The sequence below is a fragment of the Clostridium sp. L2-50 genome (assembly GCF_000154245.1).
Lineage (GTDB): Bacteria > Bacillota > Clostridia > Lachnospirales > Lachnospiraceae > Coprococcus.
Genome location: NZ_DS480328.1, coordinates 71,156 through 95,883, shown reverse-complemented (window position 1 = coordinate 95,883; position 24,728 = coordinate 71,156). Strand labels below are relative to the sequence as shown.

At 42.1% G+C, this 24,728-nt stretch carries 17 protein-coding genes; 15 read left to right on the top strand and 2 right to left on the bottom strand.

Annotation, left to right across the window (positions count from 1 at the left end):
- The 4 genes from CLOL250_RS12550 to proC all read left to right on the top strand — a co-directional run bounded on the left by CLOL250_RS12550 (nucleotide 1) and on the right by proC (nucleotide 5,696).
- The gene (locus CLOL250_RS12550) at nucleotides 1-2,571 is read left to right on the top strand and encodes an ATP-dependent DNA helicase (protein WP_008402935.1); all 2,571 of its coding nucleotides are present in this window, start codon (nucleotides 1-3) and stop codon (nucleotides 2,569-2,571) included.
- 150 nt (nucleotides 2,572-2,721) lie between these two features.
- Nucleotides 2,722-4,089 carry a UDP-N-acetylmuramoyl-tripeptide--D-alanyl-D-alanine ligase gene (locus CLOL250_RS12545; protein WP_044946221.1) on the top strand — a complete coding sequence of 456 codons (1,368 nt, stop codon included), beginning with the start codon at nucleotides 2,722-2,724 and terminating at the stop codon, nucleotides 4,087-4,089.
- Nucleotides 4,090-4,341: 252 nt separating this feature from the next.
- Nucleotides 4,342-4,821 carry a DUF6465 family protein gene (locus CLOL250_RS12540; RefSeq protein ID WP_008402933.1) on the top strand — a complete coding sequence of 160 codons (480 nt, stop codon included), beginning with the start codon at nucleotides 4,342-4,344 and terminating at the stop codon, nucleotides 4,819-4,821.
- Nucleotides 4,822-4,901: 80 nt separating this feature from the next.
- Nucleotides 4,902-5,696, top strand: coding sequence for a pyrroline-5-carboxylate reductase (proC, locus tag CLOL250_RS12535; RefSeq protein WP_008402932.1), 795 nt, complete (start codon nucleotides 4,902-4,904; stop codon nucleotides 5,694-5,696).
- A gap of 187 nt (nucleotides 5,697-5,883) precedes the next feature.
- Here proC and CLOL250_RS12530 read toward each other — a convergent pair whose 3' ends face one another.
- On the bottom strand, nucleotides 5,884-6,222 hold the full coding sequence (locus CLOL250_RS12530) for a P-II family nitrogen regulator (protein WP_008402931.1): 339 nt from the start codon (nucleotides 6,220-6,222) through the stop codon (nucleotides 5,884-5,886).
- 318 nt (nucleotides 6,223-6,540) lie between these two features.
- Between CLOL250_RS12530 and clpX the strand changes: the two genes are divergently transcribed.
- The 11 genes from clpX (at nucleotide 6,541) to CLOL250_RS12475 (ending at nucleotide 23,537) form a co-directional block, all read left to right on the top strand.
- Nucleotides 6,541-8,007 carry an ATP-dependent Clp protease ATP-binding subunit ClpX gene (gene clpX, locus CLOL250_RS12525; protein ID WP_008402930.1) on the top strand — a complete coding sequence of 489 codons (1,467 nt, stop codon included), beginning with the start codon at nucleotides 6,541-6,543 and terminating at the stop codon, nucleotides 8,005-8,007.
- Between the two features lie 52 nt (nucleotides 8,008-8,059).
- Nucleotides 8,060-9,952, top strand: coding sequence for a DUF885 domain-containing protein (locus CLOL250_RS12520; RefSeq protein WP_008402929.1), 1,893 nt, complete (start codon nucleotides 8,060-8,062; stop codon nucleotides 9,950-9,952).
- 60 nt (nucleotides 9,953-10,012) lie between these two features.
- Nucleotides 10,013-11,743, top strand: coding sequence for a S8 family peptidase (locus tag CLOL250_RS12515; protein WP_008402928.1), 1,731 nt, complete (start codon nucleotides 10,013-10,015; stop codon nucleotides 11,741-11,743).
- A 174-nt stretch (nucleotides 11,744-11,917) separates the two neighbouring features.
- On the top strand, nucleotides 11,918-12,676 hold the full coding sequence (locus tag CLOL250_RS13985; RefSeq protein ID WP_044946202.1) for a hypothetical protein: 759 nt from the start codon (nucleotides 11,918-11,920) through the stop codon (nucleotides 12,674-12,676).
- 24 nt (nucleotides 12,677-12,700) lie between these two features.
- Complete coding sequence (locus tag CLOL250_RS12505; protein ID WP_008402926.1) at nucleotides 12,701-14,119, top strand: DUF512 domain-containing protein; 1,419 nt, start codon at nucleotides 12,701-12,703, stop codon at nucleotides 14,117-14,119.
- Between the two features lie 171 nt (nucleotides 14,120-14,290).
- Complete coding sequence (locus tag CLOL250_RS12500; protein WP_008402923.1) at nucleotides 14,291-15,403, top strand: 4-hydroxybutyrate dehydrogenase; 1,113 nt, start codon at nucleotides 14,291-14,293, stop codon at nucleotides 15,401-15,403.
- A gap of 341 nt (nucleotides 15,404-15,744) precedes the next feature.
- Nucleotides 15,745-16,569: a sporulation transcription factor Spo0A gene (spo0A, locus tag CLOL250_RS12495; RefSeq protein WP_008402922.1), complete on the top strand. Its 825-nt coding sequence runs from the start codon at nucleotides 15,745-15,747 to the stop codon at nucleotides 16,567-16,569.
- A 170-nt stretch (nucleotides 16,570-16,739) separates the two neighbouring features.
- Nucleotides 16,740-17,552 carry a sporulation transcription factor Spo0A gene (spo0A, locus tag CLOL250_RS12490; protein WP_008402921.1) on the top strand — a complete coding sequence of 271 codons (813 nt, stop codon included), beginning with the start codon at nucleotides 16,740-16,742 and terminating at the stop codon, nucleotides 17,550-17,552.
- 184 nt (nucleotides 17,553-17,736) lie between these two features.
- Complete coding sequence (locus tag CLOL250_RS12485; protein WP_008402919.1) at nucleotides 17,737-18,681, top strand: M14 family metallopeptidase; 945 nt, start codon at nucleotides 17,737-17,739, stop codon at nucleotides 18,679-18,681.
- Nucleotides 18,674-19,612, top strand: coding sequence for a M14 family metallopeptidase (locus CLOL250_RS12480; RefSeq protein ID WP_008402918.1), 939 nt, complete (start codon nucleotides 18,674-18,676; stop codon nucleotides 19,610-19,612). Before CLOL250_RS12485 ends, CLOL250_RS12480 begins: the two co-directional genes overlap by 8 nt.
- A 169-nt stretch (nucleotides 19,613-19,781) precedes the next feature.
- On the top strand, nucleotides 19,782-23,537 hold the full coding sequence (locus tag CLOL250_RS12475; RefSeq protein ID WP_044946199.1) for a phosphoribosylformylglycinamidine synthase: 3,756 nt from the start codon (nucleotides 19,782-19,784) through the stop codon (nucleotides 23,535-23,537).
- 9 nt (nucleotides 23,538-23,546) lie between these two features.
- On the opposite strand, the gene CLOL250_RS12470 is transcribed toward CLOL250_RS12475, so the two are convergent.
- Nucleotides 23,547-24,587, bottom strand: a complete 1,041-nt coding sequence (locus CLOL250_RS12470) for a LysR family transcriptional regulator (protein ID WP_008402916.1) — start codon at nucleotides 24,585-24,587, stop codon at nucleotides 23,547-23,549.
- Between the last annotated feature and the right edge of the window lie 141 nt (nucleotides 24,588-24,728).

The following is a 24,728-nucleotide window of genomic DNA, read 5'->3' as shown; positions in this document are numbered from 1 at the left end:
ATGGAATTTAAAGTATCGGTCAGGCATATGGTAGAATTTATATACAGATGCGGCGATATTACAAGCAGCAGTAATGGGACTCTGTCAAAGGAAGCGATGAATGCGGGAAGTAAGATGCATCGAAAGCTTCAGAAAATGGCAGGGTCTTATTATGATGCGGAAGTTCCTTTAAAGATCACGATGAAGAAGGGAATTCATGATCTGGATGTCACGATAGAGGGCAGAGCAGATGGGATCATAGATCTGAGAGGTGAAAAGAACCGAAGCAGGAAGAAGAAGGAAATCGAGCGGCAGGTGATCCGGGTAGAGGACAGATATTGGGACCGGCTGCTGCTCAAAAAAACGGAGAGCCCGGATCCGGAAGCAGTTGAGAGCCTCATGGAACCAAATGCTGCCGACGTGACCGGTCAGATGCCGGAAGCGGATGAACCTGCGGATGTTACGATCGACGAGATCAAAGGCGTGTACAGAAAACTTGCCGATATCGAAGTACCGGAAACAGTTCATGTAGCCCAGGCAATGTGCTATGCCTATATTTATGCAAAAGAACAGTCTTTGGATCGGATCAATGTACAGATCACATATGTGAATCTGGAAAGTGAAGAGGTAAAACATTTTTTTTATGTATTTTCTTTTTCATTTCTTGAGGAATGGTTTCATGATACGGTGGATGAGATGATGAAATGGATCGATCATGCCATATCACATGCAAGAATCAGAGATGCTTCGATTACAGAACTGGAATTCCCATATGAATACAGAAAAGGACAGAAGCAGATGGCTGCCTGTGTGTATAAGGCGATCGAAGGGGAGCGCAGATTGTTTGTACAGGCTCCGACCGGAATCGGTAAAACGATGGCGGCAATGTTTCCTTCCGTTAAGGCATTTGCAACCGGGCTGGTATCGAAGATTTTTTATCTGACGGCCAAGACGATCGCCGGAACCGTACCGGATCAGGCACTTACATTGCTGCGGGAACATGGATTGAAGTTTTCTTCCGTTATGCTGACTGCCAAAGAGAAGATATGTCTGAATGAGACAATGGAATGTGACGCGGAGCATTGCCCTTATGCAAAGGGACATTTTGATCGTGTCAATGCTGCATTATTTGAAATGATCACGCAGGAGGAAAGAATGGATCGGGAGGTTATCCGTTCTTATGCGGAAAAGTATCGGGTCTGTCCGTTTGAACTGGGTCTGGATGCGAGTCTGTTCGCAGATACTATCATTGGAGATTATAATTATGTATTTGATCCGAGGGTGAATCTGAAACGGTTTTTTTCTCAGACAGCATATGATACAGGACGGTATGTATTTCTGGTGGATGAAGCACACAATCTGGTGGATCGTGCATCATCCATGTACAGTGCGACTTTGTATAAAGAAGATTTCCTTGCAGTGAAAAAACTTGTAAAGCCATATAGTAAGAAGCTTGTTCGAGGTCTGGAATCCTGCAACCGGGAGCTTCTGGAATTGAAGAAGCGATGCCCGGAGCATGGATATCAGATTCTAAATGATATCGGGGTTCTGTATCTGAAGCTGCTGCAGCTTCATACGACGATGGAGACATTTTTAGAAGATTACAAACAGATCCCGGAACGTAAGGAGATACTGGAGTTTTATTTTGCACTTACGACATTTTTAAATATTGCGGATCTGATCGATGACAGCTATGTGATCTATGATGAGCTTACTTCGGATGGCAGATTTATGGTGCGGTTATATTGCGTCCATCCGGCGAATAATCTGAAGCTTTGCCTGGATAAGGGGGTATCGACTGTTTTCTTTTCGGCAACGATCCTGCCGGTAAAGTATTACATGGAGATGCTGTCCGATACGGATACCGATCAGGCTATCTATATTCCTTCTCCGTTTGATCAGAAGAAACGACAGATCATGGTCGGCGTGGATGTATCTACGAAATATACCAGACGTTCGGTAAAGGAGTATAAACGTGTGGCAGAGTATATCAGACATCTGTTTAAAGTACATCCCGGCAATTATATGGTATTTCTGCCATCCTATAAGATGCTTCGGGAGGTCTATGAGCAGATGACGGCTGAAGATTGTTCTGTTATGGAACTGCTGTGTCAGGAACAGAATATGAAAGAGGCAGACAGAGAAGCATTCCTGGAGCATTTCTCATCACAAAAGAATGTAGTCGCCTTTTGTATCATGGGTGGTATATTCTCTGAGGGAATCGATCTGACCGGGGACAGATTGATCGGATCGGTTGTAGTAGGACCGGGACTTCCGCAGGTGTGCAATGAGAGAAAGATCATGATGGATTATTTCAATACCGGAAAGAGGACGGATACAAATGCGGATTCGTCTGTTGACGGTTTTAAATATGCGTATCTGTATCCGGGTATTAATAAGGTATTCCAGTCAGCCGGGCGGGTGATCCGGACAGAAGATGATACCGGAGTGATCCTGTTATTGGACGAACGATTTGGCACCGGGGAATATAACTCGTTATTTCCGGTGGAATGGCAGGATGCGGTATTTGGAAATTTTGACCGGCTTGCTCAGAAGGTGGAGAATTTCTGGAAAAGAGAGGAAGAACCTTAATCTTTCTTCAAAATGGGAATATGTACACAAGAATACTGGAAATTCGCATATATATGTGATAAAATGGACGCAGGCTTTTTCTACTGGCCTGCATGCAGTGCATGCTTTTATATGAAATATGAAACTGTTCTGGAAAGGCAGATAGGGGAAATGAAAAATATTACAGTAAAAGATATTGTGAATGCAACAGGAGGGTTCCTGCTCTGTGGCGATGAAGATACACCGATTACAGGTCTGTGTATTGATTCAAGAAAAGCACAGGCGGGAGATTTATTTATTCCTCTGTTGGGTAATAAAGTTGACGGACATCGTTTTATTGAGCCGGCGATGGAGAGAGCTTCGGCAACTCTGACGTCAGAGCATGATAATGTCGTTATTTCGGAGAAACCATTTATCCGTGTTGATGACACGATGAAAGCGCTTCAGGCGATTGGAAAAGATATCCGCGGTCGATATGATATTCCATATATCGGAGTGACCGGAAGTGTGGGAAAGACAACGACCAGAGAGATGATCGCAGCGGCTGTCGGCACAGGCAGACATTGTTTTCAGACAAATGGAAATGAGAATTCTCAGATCGGTGTACCAATGACGCTTTCCAGAATGACAGACGGATATGATGCAGCGGTGATCGAGATGGGTATCAGTGAACCGGGACAGATGGAGATATTATCTGATATCGTAAGACCATCAATCTGTGTAGTGACAATGATCGGTGTTGCACATATAGAATTTATGAAGACGCAGGAGAACATCAGAGACGAGAAGCTTTCTATTGTGAATCATATGAAGGAGAATGGCTTATTGCTGTTAAACGGTGATGATCCGTTACTGCGGGAGATAAAAGATGATATGTCATGTCAGACACTTACTTTCGGTATCGATGAGGTCTGTGATTTTCAGGGATCCGATGTACAATGCGGAGAGCAGGGTATGGAGTTCGACTGTACGCATAATGGCGAGACAGTTCATGTTGTTATGGATGTACTGGGAAAACATAATGTAAGGAATGCACTGGCGGGAATCGCAGTTGCATATCAGCTCGGGATTCCGATGGCAACAGCCGCAAAGGCTTTCGAACATTTTGAAGGACAGAGACAGCGGATCATTCGTATGGAGAATCGATATACGATCCTTGATGATACTTATAATGCAAGCCCGGATTCGATGAAGGCAAGCATTGATGTACTCTGTGATCTGGATTGTAAAGGGAAAAAATATGCAGTCCTTGCCGACATGAATGAACTCGGAGATGACAGTGTATCTTATCACAGACAGATCGGGGAATATCTTAGAGATAAGAAGATTGATGAAGTGATCGTGGTTGGAGAAAAAGCACTTGATATCAAGAAAGCTTTAGATGAATGTGATACAAAATATGCAAAGACCTTCTCCTTTATGGATAATGAAGAGGTTGCGTTGTATCTCATGGCAATCATGAAGCCGGAGGATATTGTATTATTAAAAGGCTCCAATAGTATGAAATTAAACGAAATAGTCAAAATTCTCACTAATTAATTATACAAATTGTATAAAACGACCATAAAAGCTACCAAAGTTCATAAAATTCGGTAGCTTTTATTGTTTAATATGACTTTGTATTTTTGAAAAAAACACATGATGTGAGACAAAACGTAGAAAAACAGGCACCTATATTGAAAAAACACGGAAAATGGAGTAATATCAAATCTAGCTTGAGTAAGATATACATAAATAAAATTAGGCGTACGTAAAATGATAGAATAAGATTTAAAACGGAGGGTTTTAATTATGGCTACAAAGAAGACTGAAGATGCAAAGAAAGTTGTAACAGCAAAGGCAACCGTAGCAGGAGTTATGGCAAAGGCTGAGGCAGCAAAGAAGGCAGAAGCTGCTAAGGAAGCAAAGACAGCAGTAAAGGCTGAGCCGGTTAAGGCAGAAGTGAAAGAAGAAAAGAAGCCGGCAACAAAGAAAGCACCGGCAGCTAAGACAGTAGCAACTAAAGCTGAACCGGCAAAAACAGAAGTTAAAGCCGAAGAAAAGAAGCCTGCAGCTAAAAAGCCTGCAGCAAAGAAACCGGCAGCAGTTAAGACAACTGAGACAGTTTTCATTGAATATAACAATGGTCAGATCAATGTTTCTGACATTGTAGCAAAAGCAAAAGAAGCACTTGGCAATAAGGCAGTTAAGGAATTGAACGTATATTACCAGCCAGAAACAGGTATGGTATACTATACAGCTGATGGAGAATCAGGTTCTTACAGTCTTTAATCTATAAATAGTTTGAAGGGCAGCGTTCTTAACATAAGGATGCTGCTTTTTCTGTATAAAAGGAAAGGAAGAATGTGCATATGAAGATCGGTTTTGTCGGATGTGGCAATATGGCGACAGCTATCATAAAAGGAATTATTAAGAAGCAGATTATTGAAGAAGAAAATATCATGGCTTCGGCAAAGACAAAGACAACATTGGAACGAGTTCAGCGAGAACTGGGCATTAAGGTATCGATGGATAATTCGGAAGTCGTTAAGAACAGTGATATCGTTGTTTTGGCGGTAAAACCACAGTATTATCAGGAAGTGATCGAACAGATCAAAGATACAGTAAGCGATAACCAGATTATTATCAGTATCGCACCCGGCAAGACTCTTGCATGGTTACAGGATTGTTTTGGTAAGAATGTGAAGCTGGTACGGACGATGCCGAATACACCGGCGTTGGTAGGCGAGGGCATGACAGGTGCATGTCGGAATGAATATGTTACCGATGAAGATTATGCAACAGTTCTTCAGATCCTTGGAAGCTTTGGTGAAGTAGAGACGATACCGGAGAACCTTATGGATGTCTGTGTATCCGTCAGCGGAAGCTCTCCTGCATATATCTATATTCTTATAGAAGCAATGGCAGACGGGGCAGTAGCAGATGGAATGCCAAGAGCGCAGGCATATAAGTTCGCGGCACAGTCTGTTCTTGGAAGCGCAAAGATGGTACTTGAGACAGGAAAGCATCCTGGTGAATTAAAGGATCAGGTCTGCTCCCCGGGTGGAACGACAATGGAAGCTGTCCGCGTATTAGAAGAAAAAGGCTTCCGTTCCTCCGTGATCGAAGCAATGAAAGCCTGTGTTCGCAAAGCCCGCGGGTTATAATAATTGACTACAAACAAATCCGCTGTGCTATACCACATCTGTTATTCCGCAAAACACTTCCGTTCTAGTCCTCGTGCAGCGGTACATAAAGTTGCAAAAGACGCAACTTAAGTACCGGCCTCGGACAAGGTTTGCTTCATAACAGTGTGGCATAGTACAGCGGATTTGTTTGTATGCCGGATAGATTTTATAAGGCGGTGTCACCGTGTTCCCCGGTACGGATACGGATGACGTCGGCAACGTCATAGACGAAGATCTTGCCATCGCCTACTTTTCCGGTTGAGATCTTTTCGCATACCTTAAAGATAATGTTGTCCGCAACATCATCCTTGACGATGGTTTCAATCTTGATCTTCGGGATCAGATTGACCACATATTCACTTCCGCGGTATGTTGTTTTATAACCCTTCTGATTTCCATATCCCATAATATTTGATACTGTAGCACCGGTTGACCCGCATTCGTCCAGAATGGCTTTTACATCATCCAGTTTTTCAGAACGGACAATAATTGATAATTTCTTCATATATATAACCCTCCATTCTATACTTGTAACTGAGAATATGATACCATATTCTTTTTTTCATTTCTACAGGTAGGGCATAATGAAAGATTTTGTATATTATCTGAAGAAGAAGCAGAGGCACAAAGAGATATAAGAGCAATTACACTTAATTAAATTAACAGATGCGGATGACATGAAATTTATTTAGAAAAATTTAACTGCTTTACCGGAAATAATACTGTTTTCATATAGGTGGAATCTGTGGTATCATGTAGCAAAGTTATATGATGTAATATAGATAGCTTTTTTAGGCAGAAAACGAAAGTGTGGAGGATAAAAATGTCTGATTATAGAAATGATGATGAGAATAAAGAACTGACCGGTCAGACCATGTCTGATGATCATAAAACAGAAGACAAGCATGAGGATGAATACGAGAAATACTGTTATCTGTGCAGGAGACCGGAGAGCGTGGCCGGTAAGATGATCGATATGCCGGGTAATATACATATCTGTGCAGATTGTATGCAGAAAACCATGGATACAATGAATAATAACGGATTCGGGGGAATGCAGTTCCTGGATCTTTCGAATATGCCGAATTTTGGGAATATCGATCTTTCCAGATTTATGGGACAAACGGATATTCCGCAAAAGCAGAAGGTTAAGAAAAAAACAGAAAAGCCAAAGAAAAAAGAGGTAGAATTGTCACTTGCGACCATACCTGCACCGCATAAGATCAAGGCAATGTTAGATGAATATGTAATCGGTCAGGAATATGCCAAGAAGGTAATGTCTGTTGCGGTATATAACCATTACAAACGGGTGCTTACAGATTCTATGGACGACATCGAGATTGAAAAGTCCAATATGCTGATGGTGGGACCTACCGGTTGTGGAAAGACCTATATCGTAAAAACGATCGCGAAGCTGTTAAATGTACCACTTGCGATCACGGATGCAACGACGCTTACAGAGGCAGGTTATATCGGTGATGATGTAGAAAGTGTACTGTCCAAGCTCCTTGCGGCAGCAGATAATGATGTAGAAAAGGCTGAAAAGGGAATTGTGTTCATCGATGAGATTGATAAGATTGCAAAGAAGCAGAACAGTAACAGCCGTGATGTAAGCGGAGAATCCGTTCAGCAGGGCTTGCTGAAGATCTTAGAAGGAGCAGAGATTGAGGTCCCGGTAGGTTCGGGAAGTAAGAACGCAATGGTTCCGATGACGACGATGAATACAAAGAATATTTTATTTATCTGTGGAGGTGCGTTCCCGGCGATCGAAGATATTATTAAAGCAAGATTGAATAAGCAGTCCTCAATCGGTTTTCGTGCAGACTTAAAGGACAAGTATGATAAGGATCCTAATATCTTAAAACAGGTGACAAATGAAGATCTCCGTGAATTTGGTATGATACCTGAGTTCCTCGGACGACTTCCGGTTCTGTTCACCTTGGATGCATTGGATAAGGACATGTATATTAAAATCTTAAAAGAACCGAAAAATGCGATCTTAAAGCAGTATAAGAAGCTGTTGGCTCTCGATGAAGTTGATCTTCAGTTTGATGATTCTGCATATGAAGCAATTGCGGAAAAGGCAATGAAGAAGAATACAGGAGCAAGAGCACTCCGGGCGATCATTGAAGAATTTATGTTAGATATCATGTATCAGATCCCGAGAGATGACAGCATCGGGCGTGTGATCATAACAGGTGATTATGTAAATGGTAAAGGCAGCCCGATCATTGAGCTGCGTGGTGTAGAACCGTTGCAGATCGAAGCCTGTGCAACAGAAAATAAATAGAATGGCGTATCTTTGGGTAAGATAAAGGGAAAGGTTTGAAAAGGAGAAAGGTATGTTTAAGAAAAAAATGCTCAGATGCCGCAGGCAGATTCTGGCAGCTGCTTTATGTGTATCAATGACGTTGGCACTTTCTGCTTGTGGAGAAGACAGCGGAGAGCGTAAGCATCTCTCGGACGGTCAGGGAACAGATAGAACAACCGAGACTGTAACAACTGAGGAGGAACAGGAAGTTTTCTCAGAGAATGCAGAGAAGGTGCAGAAGGAATTTGAACAGTATCTGGATGATTATTTTAAAGATGCTGTTACAGAAGATACAATGACCTATAACTATTCTATAAAAAATGGTGCAGATTATGGAATCGAGGAGCCGGAGGTGACACTCGGTGACCCGGGCATGACCGAAGAAGGAATCAAGGAAGATAAGGCGGAATTTGATAAGTGGGTAGATGAACTGGAGAAAATTGACAGAGCATGTCTGACAGAAGACCAGAAGCTGACATACGATGTGCTTGATGAGTATTTTGACGTTGCAGCAGGTGTATATGATAATGTATATCTGTATGAACCGTTTTCTCCGATGAGAGGACTTCAGGCGAATATTGCTTCGATGTTTACCGACTATCGGTTTGATGATAAGGGTGATGTTGAACGATATATAGAATTACTGGGGCAGATCCCGGAGTATTTTCAGGAATATCTGGACTTTGAAAAAGAAAAATCTGAGAAAGGATATTTTATGAGTGATGAAGTCTGTCAGAAGGTGATCGATCAATGTCAGACTTTTATAGAGAATAAAGATGATCATTTTATGGTGACCGTATTTAACGATAATATGGATCGACTTGATTTTCTGTCTGATGAGGAAAAGACGGAATTCAAAGAGCAGAACAAAGAGGCTGTTCAGAATTCTCTTATTCCTGCTTTTGAGAATATCATAACTGTATTTACAGACCTGAAGGGAACAGGAAAGAACCGGATGGGGATCTGTAACTATGAAGGGGGTAAAGAGTATTATGAATATCTGCTGAAGACATATGCAGGGACTTCAAAGAGTGCGGATGAAGTGATCGATATGTTAGATAATGAGCTTAAGAACCTGATGACAGATATTTATCAGGTGTATTTCATGAATAAAGATGCTTATGAATATTTTGCATCCAATTATGATGATATCTTTGCAGCTACAAATGAGATGTCTGCTTCTGATATGATCGATCGGATGATGGAGGACGCATCGGAGAACTATCCGGATATCGGAACCATACATTATCAGGCAGAGCCGCTTGATAAGAGTCTGGAAACAATCATGGACGATGTATTAGCTTATTATATGGCACCTGCTATTGATGATCCGGATAACAATCTGATCCGTTACAATGGCATGCATACAGATGGTATGTGGACAACTCTGGCACATGAAGGGTATCCGGGACATATGCTTCAGAATGCATATTATATGTCTACAGATCCGGAACCGGTAAGAACCCTTATGAGTTTTCTTGGTTATAAAGAGGGCTGGGCGATGTATGCATGTTATGATTCCCTGTACTATTATCAGTATGAAGAAGAGTCATATGGAGATGCCATTGCAGATCTGTATAAATTGAATGATGAGATGAGTTATCTGATCATGGGAAGAATTGACCTCGGAGTTAATTACGAGGGATGGTCATTGGATGAGACGAAGCAGTACCTGACGGAACAGGGCATGGATGCCGGTAGTGCAGATGAGCTTTACTATACATTAGTGGGGGATCCTGCGGTATACCAGAGCTATTCAACCGGATATTATGAGTTGAAGGAACTGCGGGATTATGCTGAGGAGAAGCTCGGTGATGCATTTGATGTAAAAGAGTTCAATACGATCATTTTAGAGACCGGACCATGTCAGTATGACATATTAAAGAAGCAGATCGATAAGAAATTACAGGGAAATGTGATCTAGGAAATATATTTTTGCCTTTTTCGGAATATGTTTATTATAAAGGGAAAAAGGATCTAAAATATGATATGCGATGATGTTGCTTACCGGGAAGATTATGTGGACTATCTGATTGAATACAATGGAGAAACCGAAACGGTTCTGGATATTTATAAAGATACAGGATGTGTTAATTTTATAGATGAGCGGTTTGCCGTGTTATACCGTCCGAAACCGGATGATTATATGGAGAGTTTTTCCAGACTGGAATATACATTGTTTCCCAAGTTATACGGATTGATGGATACCAGCAGCGTAGAGGCTGTTGGAGCAGTGAATGTACAGCAGGAGAATATTTTGGGATTGACAGGTAAGAATATCATTATCGGAATCATAGATACCGGAATTGATATACAGAACCCGTTGTTTCAGAATGCGGTAGGTCAGACGAGGATTCTTGCTGCATGGGATCAGTCCGTGCCGGGAGGAGAACAGACCGGAGAGTTTCCCGGATATGGAACCGTGTATACCGGAGATGAGATAAATGAAGCGATCCGAAATGGTACTTCTGTTCTGCAGGATGAGAACGGACATGGAACTTTTCTTGCCGGAATAGCGGCCGGAGGAAAGACCGATGATTTTACAGGAGTCGCACCGGAGGCAGATTTTGTAATTGTCAAATTAAAACAGGCAAAACAGAATCTCAGAGGGCTCTATGGTGTACCGGAAGATGTAGATGCCTATCAGGAAAATGATATTATGATGGGCATCTCTTTTTTATGCAGGCAGGCAAGCATAGAACAGAAATATCTGTCGATACTGGTTGGAGTCGGTTCGAACAGTGGAAGTCATACAGGAGCATCGGCATTGGAATCCCTGATTGCAAATGTTGGTATTATGACCGGAATTGCAGTGTCTGTTGCGGGAGGAAATGAGGGCATCGCAGGGCATCATTTTCATGGTATGATACCGAGAGATCGGTTATATACGGAGATGGAGATCAATGTAACCGGGAATGACAGCTTTACCCTTGAGATATGGGGAGCGGTTCCTAATATATATTCAGTTGCTTTTGAGATTCCGGGTGGGGAATATGTGAGCCAGATTCCACCCCGATTTGATAAAAGTGAGACAATACGTCCGATCTTTGGTGGAGGTATCATCTATGTTGATTATTTTCTGGTCGAGGATCAGTCGGGAGAAGATCTGATCATGATGCGCTTCTTTGATCCGCCGAACGGTCTGTGGAGAATACGTGTCTATGGTGTGGGAGATACCGATAAATCTTTTCATGCATGGTTGCCGATCACACGATTTTTATCGGAGAATACCAGATTTGTAAGTCCATCACCGGAAACTACACTTACGAATCCTGCGACGGCAGTTATTCCTATGTGCGTATGTGCCTATGATCATTATTCAAACAGTCTTTATTTGAATGGCAGCAGGGGATATACGGCAGCAGATGATATCAAGCCTGATTTTGTCGCACCGGGAGTGGATGTCTATGGACCGGGAAAAGCACGCACATTTGTACGAAGATCCGGGACTTCGGTTGCAGCAGCCCATTGTGCCGGTTGTGCAGCATTGATCCTGCAATGGGTAAGAGATCGTGATATTACACGTTTTATTAATGGAAACCAGATCAGGAATTATTTTATACGTGGAACGATACGACCGGGAACGGATCAGGCTCCGATCGAGAATATCGTACATGAGGGAAGCGGGTATGTCTATGCGAGAGAATATCCAAATCGTGAATGGGGATATGGAATATTGAATATCTATAATACATTTGACAGACTTCGTACCTGACCGGTTATATCATGAAAATTGTATCTAAAATGTGAAAATTGTAAAAGATTTATAATTTTTAACAAAATGGTTTTACAGAATTTGAGAGGTGTATTATACTATACATGTTTGTAAAAGAAATGTATAAAAAAATTAAAAAACTTATGAAAAATTGTAATGATTTCGGAGGATTTTATGGATAAAGATCAGGAATTACTGGATCCATTTCAGGATGATTTGGATATTTCTGAAGTATTGGATGATTCGGAGGATGAGATATATGATTCCGAAGATGATCCGGAAGCTTCAGAGGAAGACGAAACAGAAGAATACGAAGAAAACGAAGAAGCCGAAGAAGACGATTCTGATTTGAATGATAAAAAAGCGAAAAGAATTCGTGCTATTCATATTGCGGTCGTTGTACTTGGTGTATTGATCGTTTGTGAATATACTTTTTTCGGAGTGTTCTTCCATAATAATAAGAAAAAGTATGAAAAGGCGCAGAAAGCAGCTTCGGTCACGGAAGCAGAGGCAGAAGAAGATACGGAAGAGAATGTAGTAACGGAAGCCCCGCTTCCTACTACAAATGTAAATGATGACCGGACAAGCACGACAGCTGAGGCAACGACAGAGAATAGAACATATGAGCCTTCGACCACCTCAACAGAGAGCCAGAGAACAGAGAATCCGACTGAGGCTCCTACGACAGCATCAACAACAGAAGAAGTAACAACTGAGAAACCTACAGAGGCACCGACGGAAGCACCTACAGAGAAGCCAACGGAGGCACCTACAGAGGCACCGACGGAAGCCCCTACAGAGAAGCCTACTGAGAAACCAACGGAGGCACCGACGGAAGCACCTACAGAGGCACCGACGGAAGCACCTACAGAGAAGCCAACGGAGGCACCGACGGAAGCACCTACGGAAGCGGCTGTTGAGAGCGTAGAATAAGCAGAATATGAGTGAGGAACTACGTTGAAAAAAAATGAGCATTTAATTACTGTAGTCTATCCCGGCTCCATAGCGGAAGAAATGGAGATTGAAACGGGAGATTATCTGCTTGCAATAAATGATAAAGAGATAAAAGATGTATTCGATTATCGATACATGATAAAAGATGAATATATAGAGGTTCTGATTCGTAAATCCTATGGAGAAGAATGGCTGCTTGAGATTGAAAAGGATTATGATGATGATCTGGGTGTGGAATTTGAAAATGGTCTTATGAGCGATTATCGATCCTGCACCAATAAATGCATGTTTTGTTTTATTGATCAGATGCCTCCGGGAATGAGGGAGACACTTTATTTTAAAGACGATGATTCCCGTCTGTCCTTTTTACAGGGAAATTATATCACACTGACAAATATGACAGATGAGGATGTTGACCGTATTATAAAGATGCAGCTTGCACCGATCAACATATCTATTCAGACGACCAATCCTGATCTGCGGTGTAAGATGCTGCATAATCGTTTTGCAGGCGACCGGTTAAAATATCTGGATCGTCTGTTTGAAGGACATGTAGAGATGAATGGCCAGATCGTTCTCTGTAAGCATGTAAATGATGGAACGGAGCTTGAACGGAGTATCAGGGATCTGGGGAAATATCTGCCTTTCATGCGCAGTGTATCTGTTGTTCCGGCAGGACTTACGAAATACAGACAGGGGCTGTATCCGTTAGAATTATTTACGAAAGAAGAAGCGGGACAGGTCATTGATCTGATCGAGAGTTATCAGAAAAAATTTTATGAGCAATATTCGCTTCATTTTATCCATGCAAGTGACGAATGGTATATAACGGCCGGGAGGGATTTCCCGGAGGCGGAACGATATGATGGGTATATCCAGCTGGAAAACGGTGTCGGAATGATGCGCTTATTCTTAGAAGAATTTGATGAAGCATATCGGGAGATGCTGGATGCACCTGATTATCAGGTCAGGAGGGAGACTTTTCATCGAACGGTCTGTATGGCAACCGGTAAATTGACCTACAGTACGATCGATAATTTTGCAAATCGTCTGATGGAGGCGTTCCCGGGACTTACGATCCGGGTGTATTGTATCAGAAATGATTTTTTTGGAGAAACGATCACTGTTTCAGGACTGATCACCGGTATCGATCTGACAACACAGTTAAAGGAGATACAGGACGCAGGTGTTGATCTTGGAGAAGCCTTGCTTATTCCGTCGAATATGCTTCGTATGGGAGAAAAGGTATTTTTAGATGATATGACGGTGGATCAGGTAGAAGAACGGCTGGGACTGCATGTGGTTCCGATCGAATCAGGCGGTGCGGATTTCATTCAGGCAGTTATTGATCCTTCGTATTCCATGGATCGAAATAATGAGACATTAGGATATATTCAGGCATTTGATGATGACGAGAATTAATGCGTTTATCCGGGTTAACAGCAATAAAAATATGACAGAGCATCTTTTTCAGGTTGACATAAATCTGAAAAAGATGCTCTTTTTGGGTAATTGTAATTTCATTCTAAAGTGGTACAATGTGAGCACTAAATTGTGATACAAAAATAATAAGAAGACGAATGGAGGATACGCATGAAACAGCTAATGATTAAACCAACGATTTACAAGTATGATACATGTAAGAAATTTGCAGAAGAATTTCATATCGAAAAAGGTGATCTTGTTATCACAAACGAATATATCTATGAGCCATTCTTCGGGAAGTTAAATCTGGAATGTGATGTTATTTATCAGGAAAAATACGGAGCCGGTGAACCGTCTGACGATATGGCAGAAGCAATCTATAAGGATATTAAGGGGGAGCATAAGCGTATTATCGCGATCGGCGGAGGAACAGTTATTGATATCTCCAAGCTGTTTGCATTAAAGTATGTGTCACCGATCTTAGACCTTTATGATGGTAAACTTCCGATAGAAAAGGACAAAGAGCTGGTGCTGGTTCCAACTACCTGTGGAACCGGGTCTGAAGTGACGAATATAGCCATTCTGGCATTAAACAGTCGTGGAACTAAAAAAGGTCTTGCGGTTGATGAAATGTATGGAGATTCGGCTGTTTTGATACCGGAGCTGTTGACAGGACTGCCGTTCCGTTTCTTTGCAACCAGCTCGATCGATGCCTTGGTACATGCGGTTGAATCAAGCTTATCACCAAAGGGCAATGAATATACCAGAATGTTCGGTTATAAGGCTATTGATATGATCCTTCATGGTTATATGGAGATTCGTGATAAGGGTCCGGATGCAAGAATTCCGTTATTAGATCGTTTCCTTGTAGCTTCTAACTACGCCGGTATTGCATTTGGAAATGCGGGATGCGCAGCAGTACATGCCTTAAGCTATCCGCTTGGAGCAACCTATCATGTGGCACACGGAGAATCTAATTATGCCATGTTTACAGGAGTTATGAAGAACTATATGGAGATCAAACAGGATGGGGAGATCGCGAAGCTTAATTCTTTTATAGCAGATATTCTTGGCTGTGATGTTGAAAATGTCTATGAGTCTCTGGAGAATTTGTTAAATATCCTGATTCCGAAGAAGGCTTTACATGAGTATGGAGTAACAGAAGAGGATCTTGTCGAATTCACAGATTCTGTAATGACGAATCAGGGGCGTCTGATGGCGAATAATTTCGTAGAGCTTGATCGTGACAGGGTTTATAAGATATACAAAGAACTTTATTGATCCGAACAAAAATAAACCAACCCTGCAGCCTGTATATTTTACGAAGCAAACCTATTCAATCGCCGGTCCTTAGTGAGACGTATTTACGTCGAACTTAGTACCGTTGCGTGAGAATCGAGCGCAAGCGTTTTGCGTAGTAAATATATACAGGCTGTAGGGTTGGTTTATTTTTGTTCGGATTTAGACATAATTCCCCGCGTTTCATCTTAGATTATGTCGAGATCATACAGAATTACTCCGTAGAGGCGAAAAGCTGTCGCAACTTGCGGAGAGTAGGATATTCCAAAGGCAGAACCAAGGTACTATAATGTTGTCCAAGGCAGAAGATCAGGAGGGACATTATGAATTATGTAAAAATAATGATGGTAAAGCGCGACAAAAGAGAAATCGAACAGTTAAGGGATATTATACAGTCAGTTGCAACGTATGAATTGGTGGGGATATGTGACAACGGACAAGATGCTGTCAGGGGAATTGCCGAAAAGAATCCGGATATTGTCATTTTAGATGAAGTCTTACCGGGAAAAGATGTACTGGAGATAGCAGAATCAGTAATACATAATAAAAATCTGAAAAATGTAAAATTTATTTTATGCGGCTCAAAGACACATAAACAATATCTGGATTTTATTTACTATAAGATCGCTGATCGTCTGATATTAAGGCTTCTCGATCTGCCATATGATGACAGAAAAGTCAGGGAAGTAATTGACGATGTTATGAAAGCAAAACGGAATGACAATTATCAGAATATGGTAGAGCCGGAGAATGACAGCACGGTTTTAGAAGCAGTCGTAACAGATATTATTCATGAGATCGGTGTTCCTGCTCATATAAAAGGATATCAGTATCTTCGGAGTGCTATATTGATGGCTGTTCAAGATATGGATATATTGAATTCCATTACAAAACAGTTATACCCATCGATTGCAGAGGAGTATGGGACAACCTCATCGCGGGTAGAGAGAGCTATCCGCCATGCGATCGAAGTTGCATGGGGCAGAGGCAGCATGGATACGATCAACGACCTGTTCGGATATACGATCAATGCAGGTAAAGGGAAGCCTACAAATTCGGAATTTATTGCACTGATTGCAGATAAGATTCGTCTGGATAATCGTCAGTTGATTCGAAAACCGGAGTATACCTTAAAAAGTATTTCCTAAAATATCCGGTTGCGTTACTATATGTCGACAAATGTCGAAAAATGGCGCAAATTTCACTTCTCAGGGGTACATGAGGTAAACCTGAGAAGTTCTTTACAAATTGGATTTTGACAAATATACTTAGAAAACAGTCGATTTTTCAAAAAAAATAGAATTAAGGGGGATTGAAGATGAACAATCAGGATATAAGTATAATCATCGCAGATGGAGATTGTGAGTTGGTTGCAAAACAGCTGCTCGCAAATACATCAAGAGTTGACATTAAAATTGTCGACAAAGTAACAGATGGAGAAAGTGCAATTGAGTCGATCAGGAAGTATCAGCCGGATGTGGTGCTGCTAGACATCTGCCTGCCGGTAATGGATGGACTCGGAGTAATGGAAACGATTCGGGATTCGGGGGATTGTCCTGAAACGTTGTTTGTGGTAATTACTTCCGTGGGCTCACAGAGACTGATCCGTTGTGCATTTGATCTGGGTGCTTCATTCTATGTTCTGAAGCCTTATAATTCAGATCAGCTTGTTGCCAGGTTAAAACAGATGCATGAAAGAAAACAGGAGATACTTGCTGAGATGTCCAATGATCTGATCTGCATCCCGAATAAAAGTATGACCGATAATGTGGCGAATAACATCGAGAGTGATGTAACAGATATCATAAGAGATATCGGGATTCCCGCCAACATCAAAGGGTATCAGTATATCCGGGAAGGAATCATAATGGCAGTAAATGATGTGAATATGTTGAATTACATTACGAAACTGTTGTATCCGAGTATTGCAAAGAAGTATAAGACCACATCATCCAGCGTAGAACGTGCGATCAGACATGCCATCGAGGTTGCATGGAATCGTGGACAGATTGATGTGATCAACGATATTTTCGGATATACGGTAAATGCGGGAAAGGGCAAACCTACTAATTCGGAATTTATCGCTTTGATCGCGGATAAGCTCCGGATCGAGTATCGGAAAAGAGCTTAATTAACCCAAAATCAGCCTCTTGTTTATTGACGTATGAAGTGAGAAATGTGTATAATAGATAAGGTGCTGAACATAATAGCAATATGCAGACAGGGCACTTGGGTGCCCTGTCTTTTACTGCGTAGGAAAAGAATGCTCCGATTTGCAGAAGGAGTATTTAAAATAGAAGGACAAGGATGAAGGTATGATAGAAACAGTAGCATCAGCAGATATGCTGATCGATGAGGTAATGCGGGTAAAAAAGAATCATCTTGCACCTGATTTTGCCACAGGAAAAGAAAAAAGATTAAGTATTGTTTCCGGTGTTCATGGAGATGAAGTAGCAGGACAGTATATCTGTTATGAGGTGATCCGCCGGATCAAAAAGGATTTTGACAAATTAAAAGGAATTGTGGATGTGTATCCGTTTATCAATCCTATGGGATTGGAAGCACAGGTAAGAGATGTACCGGTGTTTGATATTGATATGAATACATTATTTCCGGGTTCGACGGAAGGAACGGTCGGAGAATATACGGCGGCACTTGTGCTGCAGGATATTAAAGGATCGGATATCTGTGTCGATCTGCATTCCAGCAGCGTATATTTGAAAGAATTGCCCCAGGTACGGGTGAATTCGGATATTGCCGATGATATTCTTCCGTATGCTGCCAGAATGAATACGGATGTTGTATGGGTGCATCCATCCTCTACCGTTATGGAAGGAAGCCTTGCATACTCGTTAAATGAGATCGGAGTAAAGAGTATGGTCGTAGAATCAGGTGTTGCACTTATGATCGATTATGACTATGCGGATCAGATCGTTGAAGGATTATTTTCATTGATGGAATATATGGGGATCTGGGACGGCTGCGCATATAATACACATATGCCGAAGATTGCCCGAGATACGGATGTTTCTTTTGTGAATGCGGAGAGCAGTGGTATCTTTATACCAAAGGTAAAGCACTCAGGTGTAGTCGAAAAGGGAGATGTGATCGGACAGATCGTAAATGTACTGACCGGTTCTGTCGAAGAGACGATCCTGTCACCAAGAAGAGGCGTGGTATTCTCACTTCGCGCTTATCCGGTGATCGAGGAAGGCTCGCTGGTTGCCAGAATATTTGGAGGTGTGACAAATAATGCGTAAAGAGATCATATATACGATGAACACCGCCTATCGTGGAGAATATTCCATTAAAGGCTTCAGCTTCGGAACAGGAGAAAAGGCAGCATGTATCATGGGAGCTATGCGCGGAAATGAATTCCAGCAGTTATATATCTGTTCCCTGCTGTCGAAAAAATTAAGCGAACTTGAGACAAGAGGAGCAATCGTATCGGGAAAACAGATACTGTTGATCCCATCTTTAAATTACAGTTCCTTTAATGTCGGTAAAAAATACTGGATCTCTGATAATTCTGATGTGAACCGTGCTTTTCCGGGAAATCCGGAGGGACAGGCGACCAGCAGAATAGCGGCAGCGGTTATGGATCAAGTAAAAGATTATGCGTATGGAATACAGTTTGCAAGCTTTTATATGGATGGAGAATTTATCCCGCATGTCAGAATGATGGAGACGGGAAAGCAGAGTACCAGTCTGGCCAATCTGTTCGGTCTTCCTTATGTTCTGACAGCAGAACCGAGGGCATATGATAAGGCAACTTTAAATTATAACTGGCAGATCGGAGGAACAGAGGCGTTTTCTGTATATTCCGGTGTGACGGAGAAGATTGACAGTGAGAGTGCGTCACATGCGGTTTCAGCAGTACTCCGATTCCTGACCAGAATGGGAATCATCCGGTACAACTGTCATGCAGGTTATATATCGACTGTTCTTGATGAGGAGGAACTGCTGTCTGTCAAGTCGGATAAATCCGGTGGTTTTTTAAAGCGGTTTGTAAGTCCGGGAGATGAAGTGGTTCGGGGAAATATTATTGCAAATGTTATAAATCCGATGACCGGAGAGATCGCAGCCGATATTTACGCACCGACAGATGGAATTATTTTCTATGCGCAGAATGCACCGATGATCTATCAGAATTCAGTGGTATTCAAGCTTATCCGCAGACTGCACAATTAAAGATGACTGTTTTGAGGTTTATTCGGTAAACAGCAACAATTTGAAAAGAAAAGCTGAAAAAAGCTATTCAATGAATTTCAAAAGTGGTATCATAGGCGTTGTAAAACGCTTGTAATAATATGAATTCCCGGAATATGGGAAAAAACATATGATAAAAATGGAGGTTTTTATGAGCACAGTTAAGAGAGTTTATGTTGAAAAGAAGCCTGACTATGCAGTTAAGGCAAAGGAACTTCATGACGAGATCAAGAACTATCTGAATATCGATGCCGAGTATGTAAGAGTACTGGTTCGTTACGATATTGAGAATCTGTCTGAAGAAACATACAAAAAAGCACTGGTTACAGTATTTTCAGAGCCACCGATCGATATGATCTACGAGGGAGATAATCTTCCAATGGCAGATACAGATAAGGTATTTTCTGTTGAGTTCCTTCCGGGACAGTTCGATCAGAGAGCAGATTCAGCAGAACAGTGTGTTAAGCTTTTAAATGAAGATGAAGATCCTATCATAAAGACAGCCACAACATATATTTTATCCGGTAATGTAACGGATGAGCAGTTAAAAGCAGTTATGGAATACTGTATCAACCCGGTAGATTCCAGAGCCTGTGGTATGGAGATTCCTGAGACACTTGTTACCGAGTATGATGAACCGGCCGATGTTATTGTCTTTGATGGCTTTAAGGATATGGCAGAGGACAAGTTAAAGGAGTTATATGATTCCCTCGGACTTGCGATGACATTTAAGGATTTCCTTCATATCCAGAAGTATTTCAAGGGTGAAGAGAAGCGTGATCCATCTATGACAGAGATCCGTGTGCTGGATACATACTGGTCTGATCATTGCCGTCATACCACATTCTCAACAGAGCTTACAAATGTTGAATTTGATGATGGTGATTATAAGGATATGCTTGAGAAGACATTTGATGCTTACCGGACAGAGATGAAAGAAATGTACAAGGACAGAGATGATAAGTTCATCTGTCTGATGGATATCGCCCTTATGGGTATGAAGCAGTTAAAGGCAGCAGGCAAATTAGACGATATGGAAGTATCCGATGAGATCAATGCCTGCAGTATCATCGTTCCTGTAGAAGTAGACGGTGAGACAGAGGAATGGCTCGTGTTCTTCAAGAATGAGACACATAACCACCCAACTGAGATCGAACCGTTTGGTGGTGCTGCTACCTGTCTTGGTGGTGCGATCCGTGATCCGTTGTCAGGTAGAGGATATGTATATCAGGCTATGCGAGTAACCGGAGCAGCAGATCCTACAAAGTCTTTAAAGGATACTCTTCCTGGAAAGCTTCCACAGAGAAAGATCGTTACGACCGCAGCAGCAGGTTACAGCTCATATGGTAACCAGATCGGTCTTGCAACAGGACTTGTAAATGAAATATATCATCCGGATTATGTAGCAAAGAGAATGGAGATCGGAGCAGTTATGGGTGCAGCTCCAAGACGTGCGGTAAAACGTCTGAATTCTGATCCGGGAGATAAGATCATCCTTCTCGGCGGACGTACCGGTCGTGACGGTTGTGGTGGAGCAACCGGATCATCCAAGGCACATAACAGCCAGTCTCTTGAGACCTGTGGTGCAGAAGTACAGAAGGGTAATCCGCCAACAGAGAGAAAAATCCAGCGACTGTTCAGAAGAGAAGAAGTTGCTTCTATCATAAAGAAATGTAATGACTTTGGTGCCGGCGGTGTATCCGTAGCGATCGGAGAACTTGCACCTGGTCTGGTTGTAGATCTGGACAAGGTTCCAAAGAAATATGCAGGTCTGGATGGAACAGAGCTTGCTATTTCAGAATCTCAGGAGCGTATGGCTATCGTAGTAGATCCAAAGGATGTAGATACGATGCTTAAGTATGCAGATGAAGAGAATCTGGAAGCTGTTGTTGTAGCAGAAGTAACAGAAGAACCAAGACTGGTTCTGACATGGAGAGGAAAAGAGATCGTAAATATCTCCCGTGCATTCCTCGATACAAACGGTGCACATCAGGAGACAGATGTTAAGGTAGAGATTCCTGCAAAGGCAGATAATTATTTCGATTCTGTAAAAGAACCGGAAGATGTAAAGAAAGCATGGATCGACACATTGTCAGATCTGAATGTTTGCTCGCAGAAGGGGCTTGTTGAGATGTTCGACAGTTCGATCGGAGCAGGCACAGTAACGATGCCATATGGTGGAAAGTATCAGCTTACACCGACACAGACAATGATCGCAAAGCTTCCTGTTATGAAGGGTAAGACCGATACGATCACAATGATGAGTTATGGATTTGATCCATATCTGTCAAGCTGGAGCCCATATCATGGTTCCGTATATGCAGTTGTTACATCTGCAGCAAAGATCGCAGCAGCCGGTGGTGATGTATCAAAGATCCGTCTGACTTTCCAGGAGTATTTCAAGAGACTCGGAACAGATCCATACAGATGGGGTCAGCCACTTGCAGCTCTGCTTGGTGCATATGATGTTCAGGTCGGACTTGGACTTCCGTCTATCGGTGGTAAAGACAGTATGTCAGGAACCTTCAATGATATCGATGTTCCTCCGACACTTGTTTCATTCGCAGTTGATGTTGCAAGCTACATGGACGTGGTTACACCGGAGCTTAAGAAAGCAGGCAATGTGCTTGTTAAGCTTGATATAGAAAAAGATGAAAATGATATCCCTGTATACCGGAATGTACTTGCCATGTACGATCTGTTACATCAGGCAATCCTTGCAGACAAGGTAGAATCTGCTTACGCTGTAGGATTTGGTGGTATGATCGAAGCTGTCAGCAAGATGGCATTTGGTAATAAACTGGGTGTAGATATTGATACCTGTATTACAAAGAGAGAACTGGTTTCCAAGGATTATGGTTCAATTATCCTTGAAGTGAAGCCGGAGAATGTAAATACACTTGGTATTCCGGTTAAGAAAATCGGTACTGTAAATAACAGTGCAGCATTCACCTATGGTGATGTAACAGTTACAATGGATGAAGCACTTGCTGCATGGACAAAGACACTGGAGAAGGTATTTCCGACAGAGTCAGGTGTAGAACAGAAGAAGATCGAGACAGGTCTCTTTGATGCAAAGACCGTATATACAGCAAAGAATAAGGTTGCAAAGCCAAAGGTATTCATTCCTGTATTCCCGGGTACAAACTGTGAATATGATTCTGCAAAGGCATTTGAACGTGCAGGTGCAGAGGTTGAGACGATCGTATTCCGTAACATGACTGCACAGGGCATCCGTGATTCAGTAGATGCATTTACAAAGGCAATCAGCCAGTCACAGATCATCATGTTCCCGGGTGGATTCTCCGCAGGTGATGAACCGGATGGTTCCGGTAAGTTCATCGCAACAGCATTCCGTAATGCGAAGATCGCAGATGAGGTTATGAAGCTGTTACAGCAGAGAGATGGTCTTGCACTTGGTATCTGTAACGGATTCCAGGCACTGATCAAGCTCGGACTGGTTCCTTACGGTGAGATCCGTCCACAGACAGATGATTCACCTACATTGACGATCAACAGCATCGGTCGTCATCAGTCCAAGATGGTTTATACCAAGGTGGTAACAAACAAGTCCCCATGGTTAAAGGAAGCTGAGCTTGGCGGTGTATATACAATTCCAATCTCACATGGCGAGGGAAGATTTGTTGCAAGCAAGGAATGGTGTGAGAAGCTGTTTGCAAATGGTCAGGTTGCAACACAGTATGTTGATATGAATGGTAACCCGACAATGGATGAGTACTACAATGTCAATGGTTCTTACTATGCGATCGAAGGTATCACAAGCCCGGATGGTCGTGTACTTGGTAAGATGGGACATTCAGAGCGTACCGGTCGTGCGGTTGCAGTCAATATCTATGGTGACCAGAACCAGAAGATCTTTGAAAGTGGTGTAGATTACTTCAAGTAAGAGAATAGATTAAGATATTTTACAATAATCTAAAAAAGTGCATAATGCTTTTGACTGGTGTCGGTTTTGCAAATAGGCGAAGCCGACACTTCTTTTTGGGATAGGTGTTGGAAGGGGAATTTCTACGATGCGACCATCTTTCAGGTAGCTTTCAGAGAATTCCCGGACAACACTGGCGATTCCCATACCGATTGCTGCGAAGTCAAGCAGGAGATCCATGTTATTGATTTCAAGAAGCTGGTTACAGTGGAATGAATGTTCATTCAGGTAGTTATCAACATGGGTTCTGGTTACATTTGCTTCTTCTAACATCATAAGCGTAGAGTGACGGAAGATATCTCGGATATGTTCTTCAGTTAGAGATTCGGAATCCGAAACAGATTGCTGTACATTCATAAGCGGAATCAGGTTTCCTATGATAGAACCGGAAAATACCGGATAGCCGGCAGCCTTCGTCTGTGTATCGGCTGTTTCTTCGTCCGTTTCCGGATCGGCTTCCGTCTCCCGGTATGGGAAATTGTCGATATAATCACTATTTGCCACGAAAATATCATGGATGGAGCGGACATGGGAATAAGTGATATTTTTAGGCAGTTCTGTTTCACAAATCAGACCGATGTCGATTTCCTCATTTTTTAAGAGCCGGATCGTATTTTTGGTAGAGTGGCAGTCGATGCTGACCTTGATATTCGGATTATCCTTGATAAAGGGTTTCAGGTAGTCCAACAGGATATGCTTGCAGAGAGAGGTGCTGACACCGATACGGATATGACCGATTCCAAGTTCGTTATATTTTTTCAGACTTTCTTCGCCCTTTATAATGTTATCCAGAGCACGTTCGATATAATCGTACAGGATCGTCCCTTCTTCGGTCAGAGCAACTCCTCTGGAATTGCGGACGAAAAGTGCGATTCCCATATTTTCTTCCAGATTACTGATCGCCTTGCTGACAGCAGGCTGGCTGATATAGAGCTGGTTTGCGGCACGGCTGATGCTGCCGGTCTTAGCAACCATATAAAACACATTATAATAATTCAGATTATTAATCATGGCGTTCCTCCTGATAAGATTTGTATATTTAAAATTATTTAATCTGAACTTTGATTAACTTCTTTGATTTGCCAAAGCAGGGACATTTGAGTCCGCCGGTACTTGATGGTGCATATGCAGCATCTTAGTACCGTTGCAGGA

Coding starts and splice junctions, on each gene's coding strand:
- CLOL250_RS12475 (WP_044946199.1), top strand. CDS start 19,782: ATGAGCACAGTTAAGAGAGTTTATGTTGAAAAGAAGCCTGACTATGCA.
- proC (WP_008402932.1), top strand. CDS start 4,902: ATGAAGATCGGTTTTGTCGGATGTGGCAATATGGCGACAGCTATCATA.
- clpX (WP_008402930.1), top strand. CDS start 6,541: ATGTCTGATTATAGAAATGATGATGAGAATAAAGAACTGACCGGTCAG.
- CLOL250_RS12500 (WP_008402923.1), top strand. CDS start 14,291: ATGAAACAGCTAATGATTAAACCAACGATTTACAAGTATGATACATGT.
- CLOL250_RS13985 (WP_044946202.1), top strand. CDS start 11,918: ATGGATAAAGATCAGGAATTACTGGATCCATTTCAGGATGATTTGGAT.
- CLOL250_RS12545 (WP_044946221.1), top strand. CDS start 2,722: ATGAAAAATATTACAGTAAAAGATATTGTGAATGCAACAGGAGGGTTC.
- CLOL250_RS12480 (WP_008402918.1), top strand. CDS start 18,674: ATGCGTAAAGAGATCATATATACGATGAACACCGCCTATCGTGGAGAA.
- CLOL250_RS12520 (WP_008402929.1), top strand. CDS start 8,060: ATGTTTAAGAAAAAAATGCTCAGATGCCGCAGGCAGATTCTGGCAGCT.
- CLOL250_RS12470 (WP_008402916.1), bottom strand. CDS start 24,587: ATGATTAATAATCTGAATTATTATAATGTGTTTTATATGGTTGCTAAG.
- CLOL250_RS12515 (WP_008402928.1), top strand. CDS start 10,013: ATGATATGCGATGATGTTGCTTACCGGGAAGATTATGTGGACTATCTG.
- CLOL250_RS12550 (WP_008402935.1), top strand. CDS start 1: ATGGAATTTAAAGTATCGGTCAGGCATATGGTAGAATTTATATACAGA.
- spo0A (WP_008402921.1), top strand. CDS start 16,740: ATGAACAATCAGGATATAAGTATAATCATCGCAGATGGAGATTGTGAG.
- CLOL250_RS12530 (WP_008402931.1), bottom strand. CDS start 6,222: ATGAAGAAATTATCAATTATTGTCCGTTCTGAAAAACTGGATGATGTA.
- CLOL250_RS12485 (WP_008402919.1), top strand. CDS start 17,737: ATGATAGAAACAGTAGCATCAGCAGATATGCTGATCGATGAGGTAATG.
- CLOL250_RS12540 (WP_008402933.1), top strand. CDS start 4,342: ATGGCTACAAAGAAGACTGAAGATGCAAAGAAAGTTGTAACAGCAAAG.
- spo0A (WP_008402922.1), top strand. CDS start 15,745: ATGAATTATGTAAAAATAATGATGGTAAAGCGCGACAAAAGAGAAATC.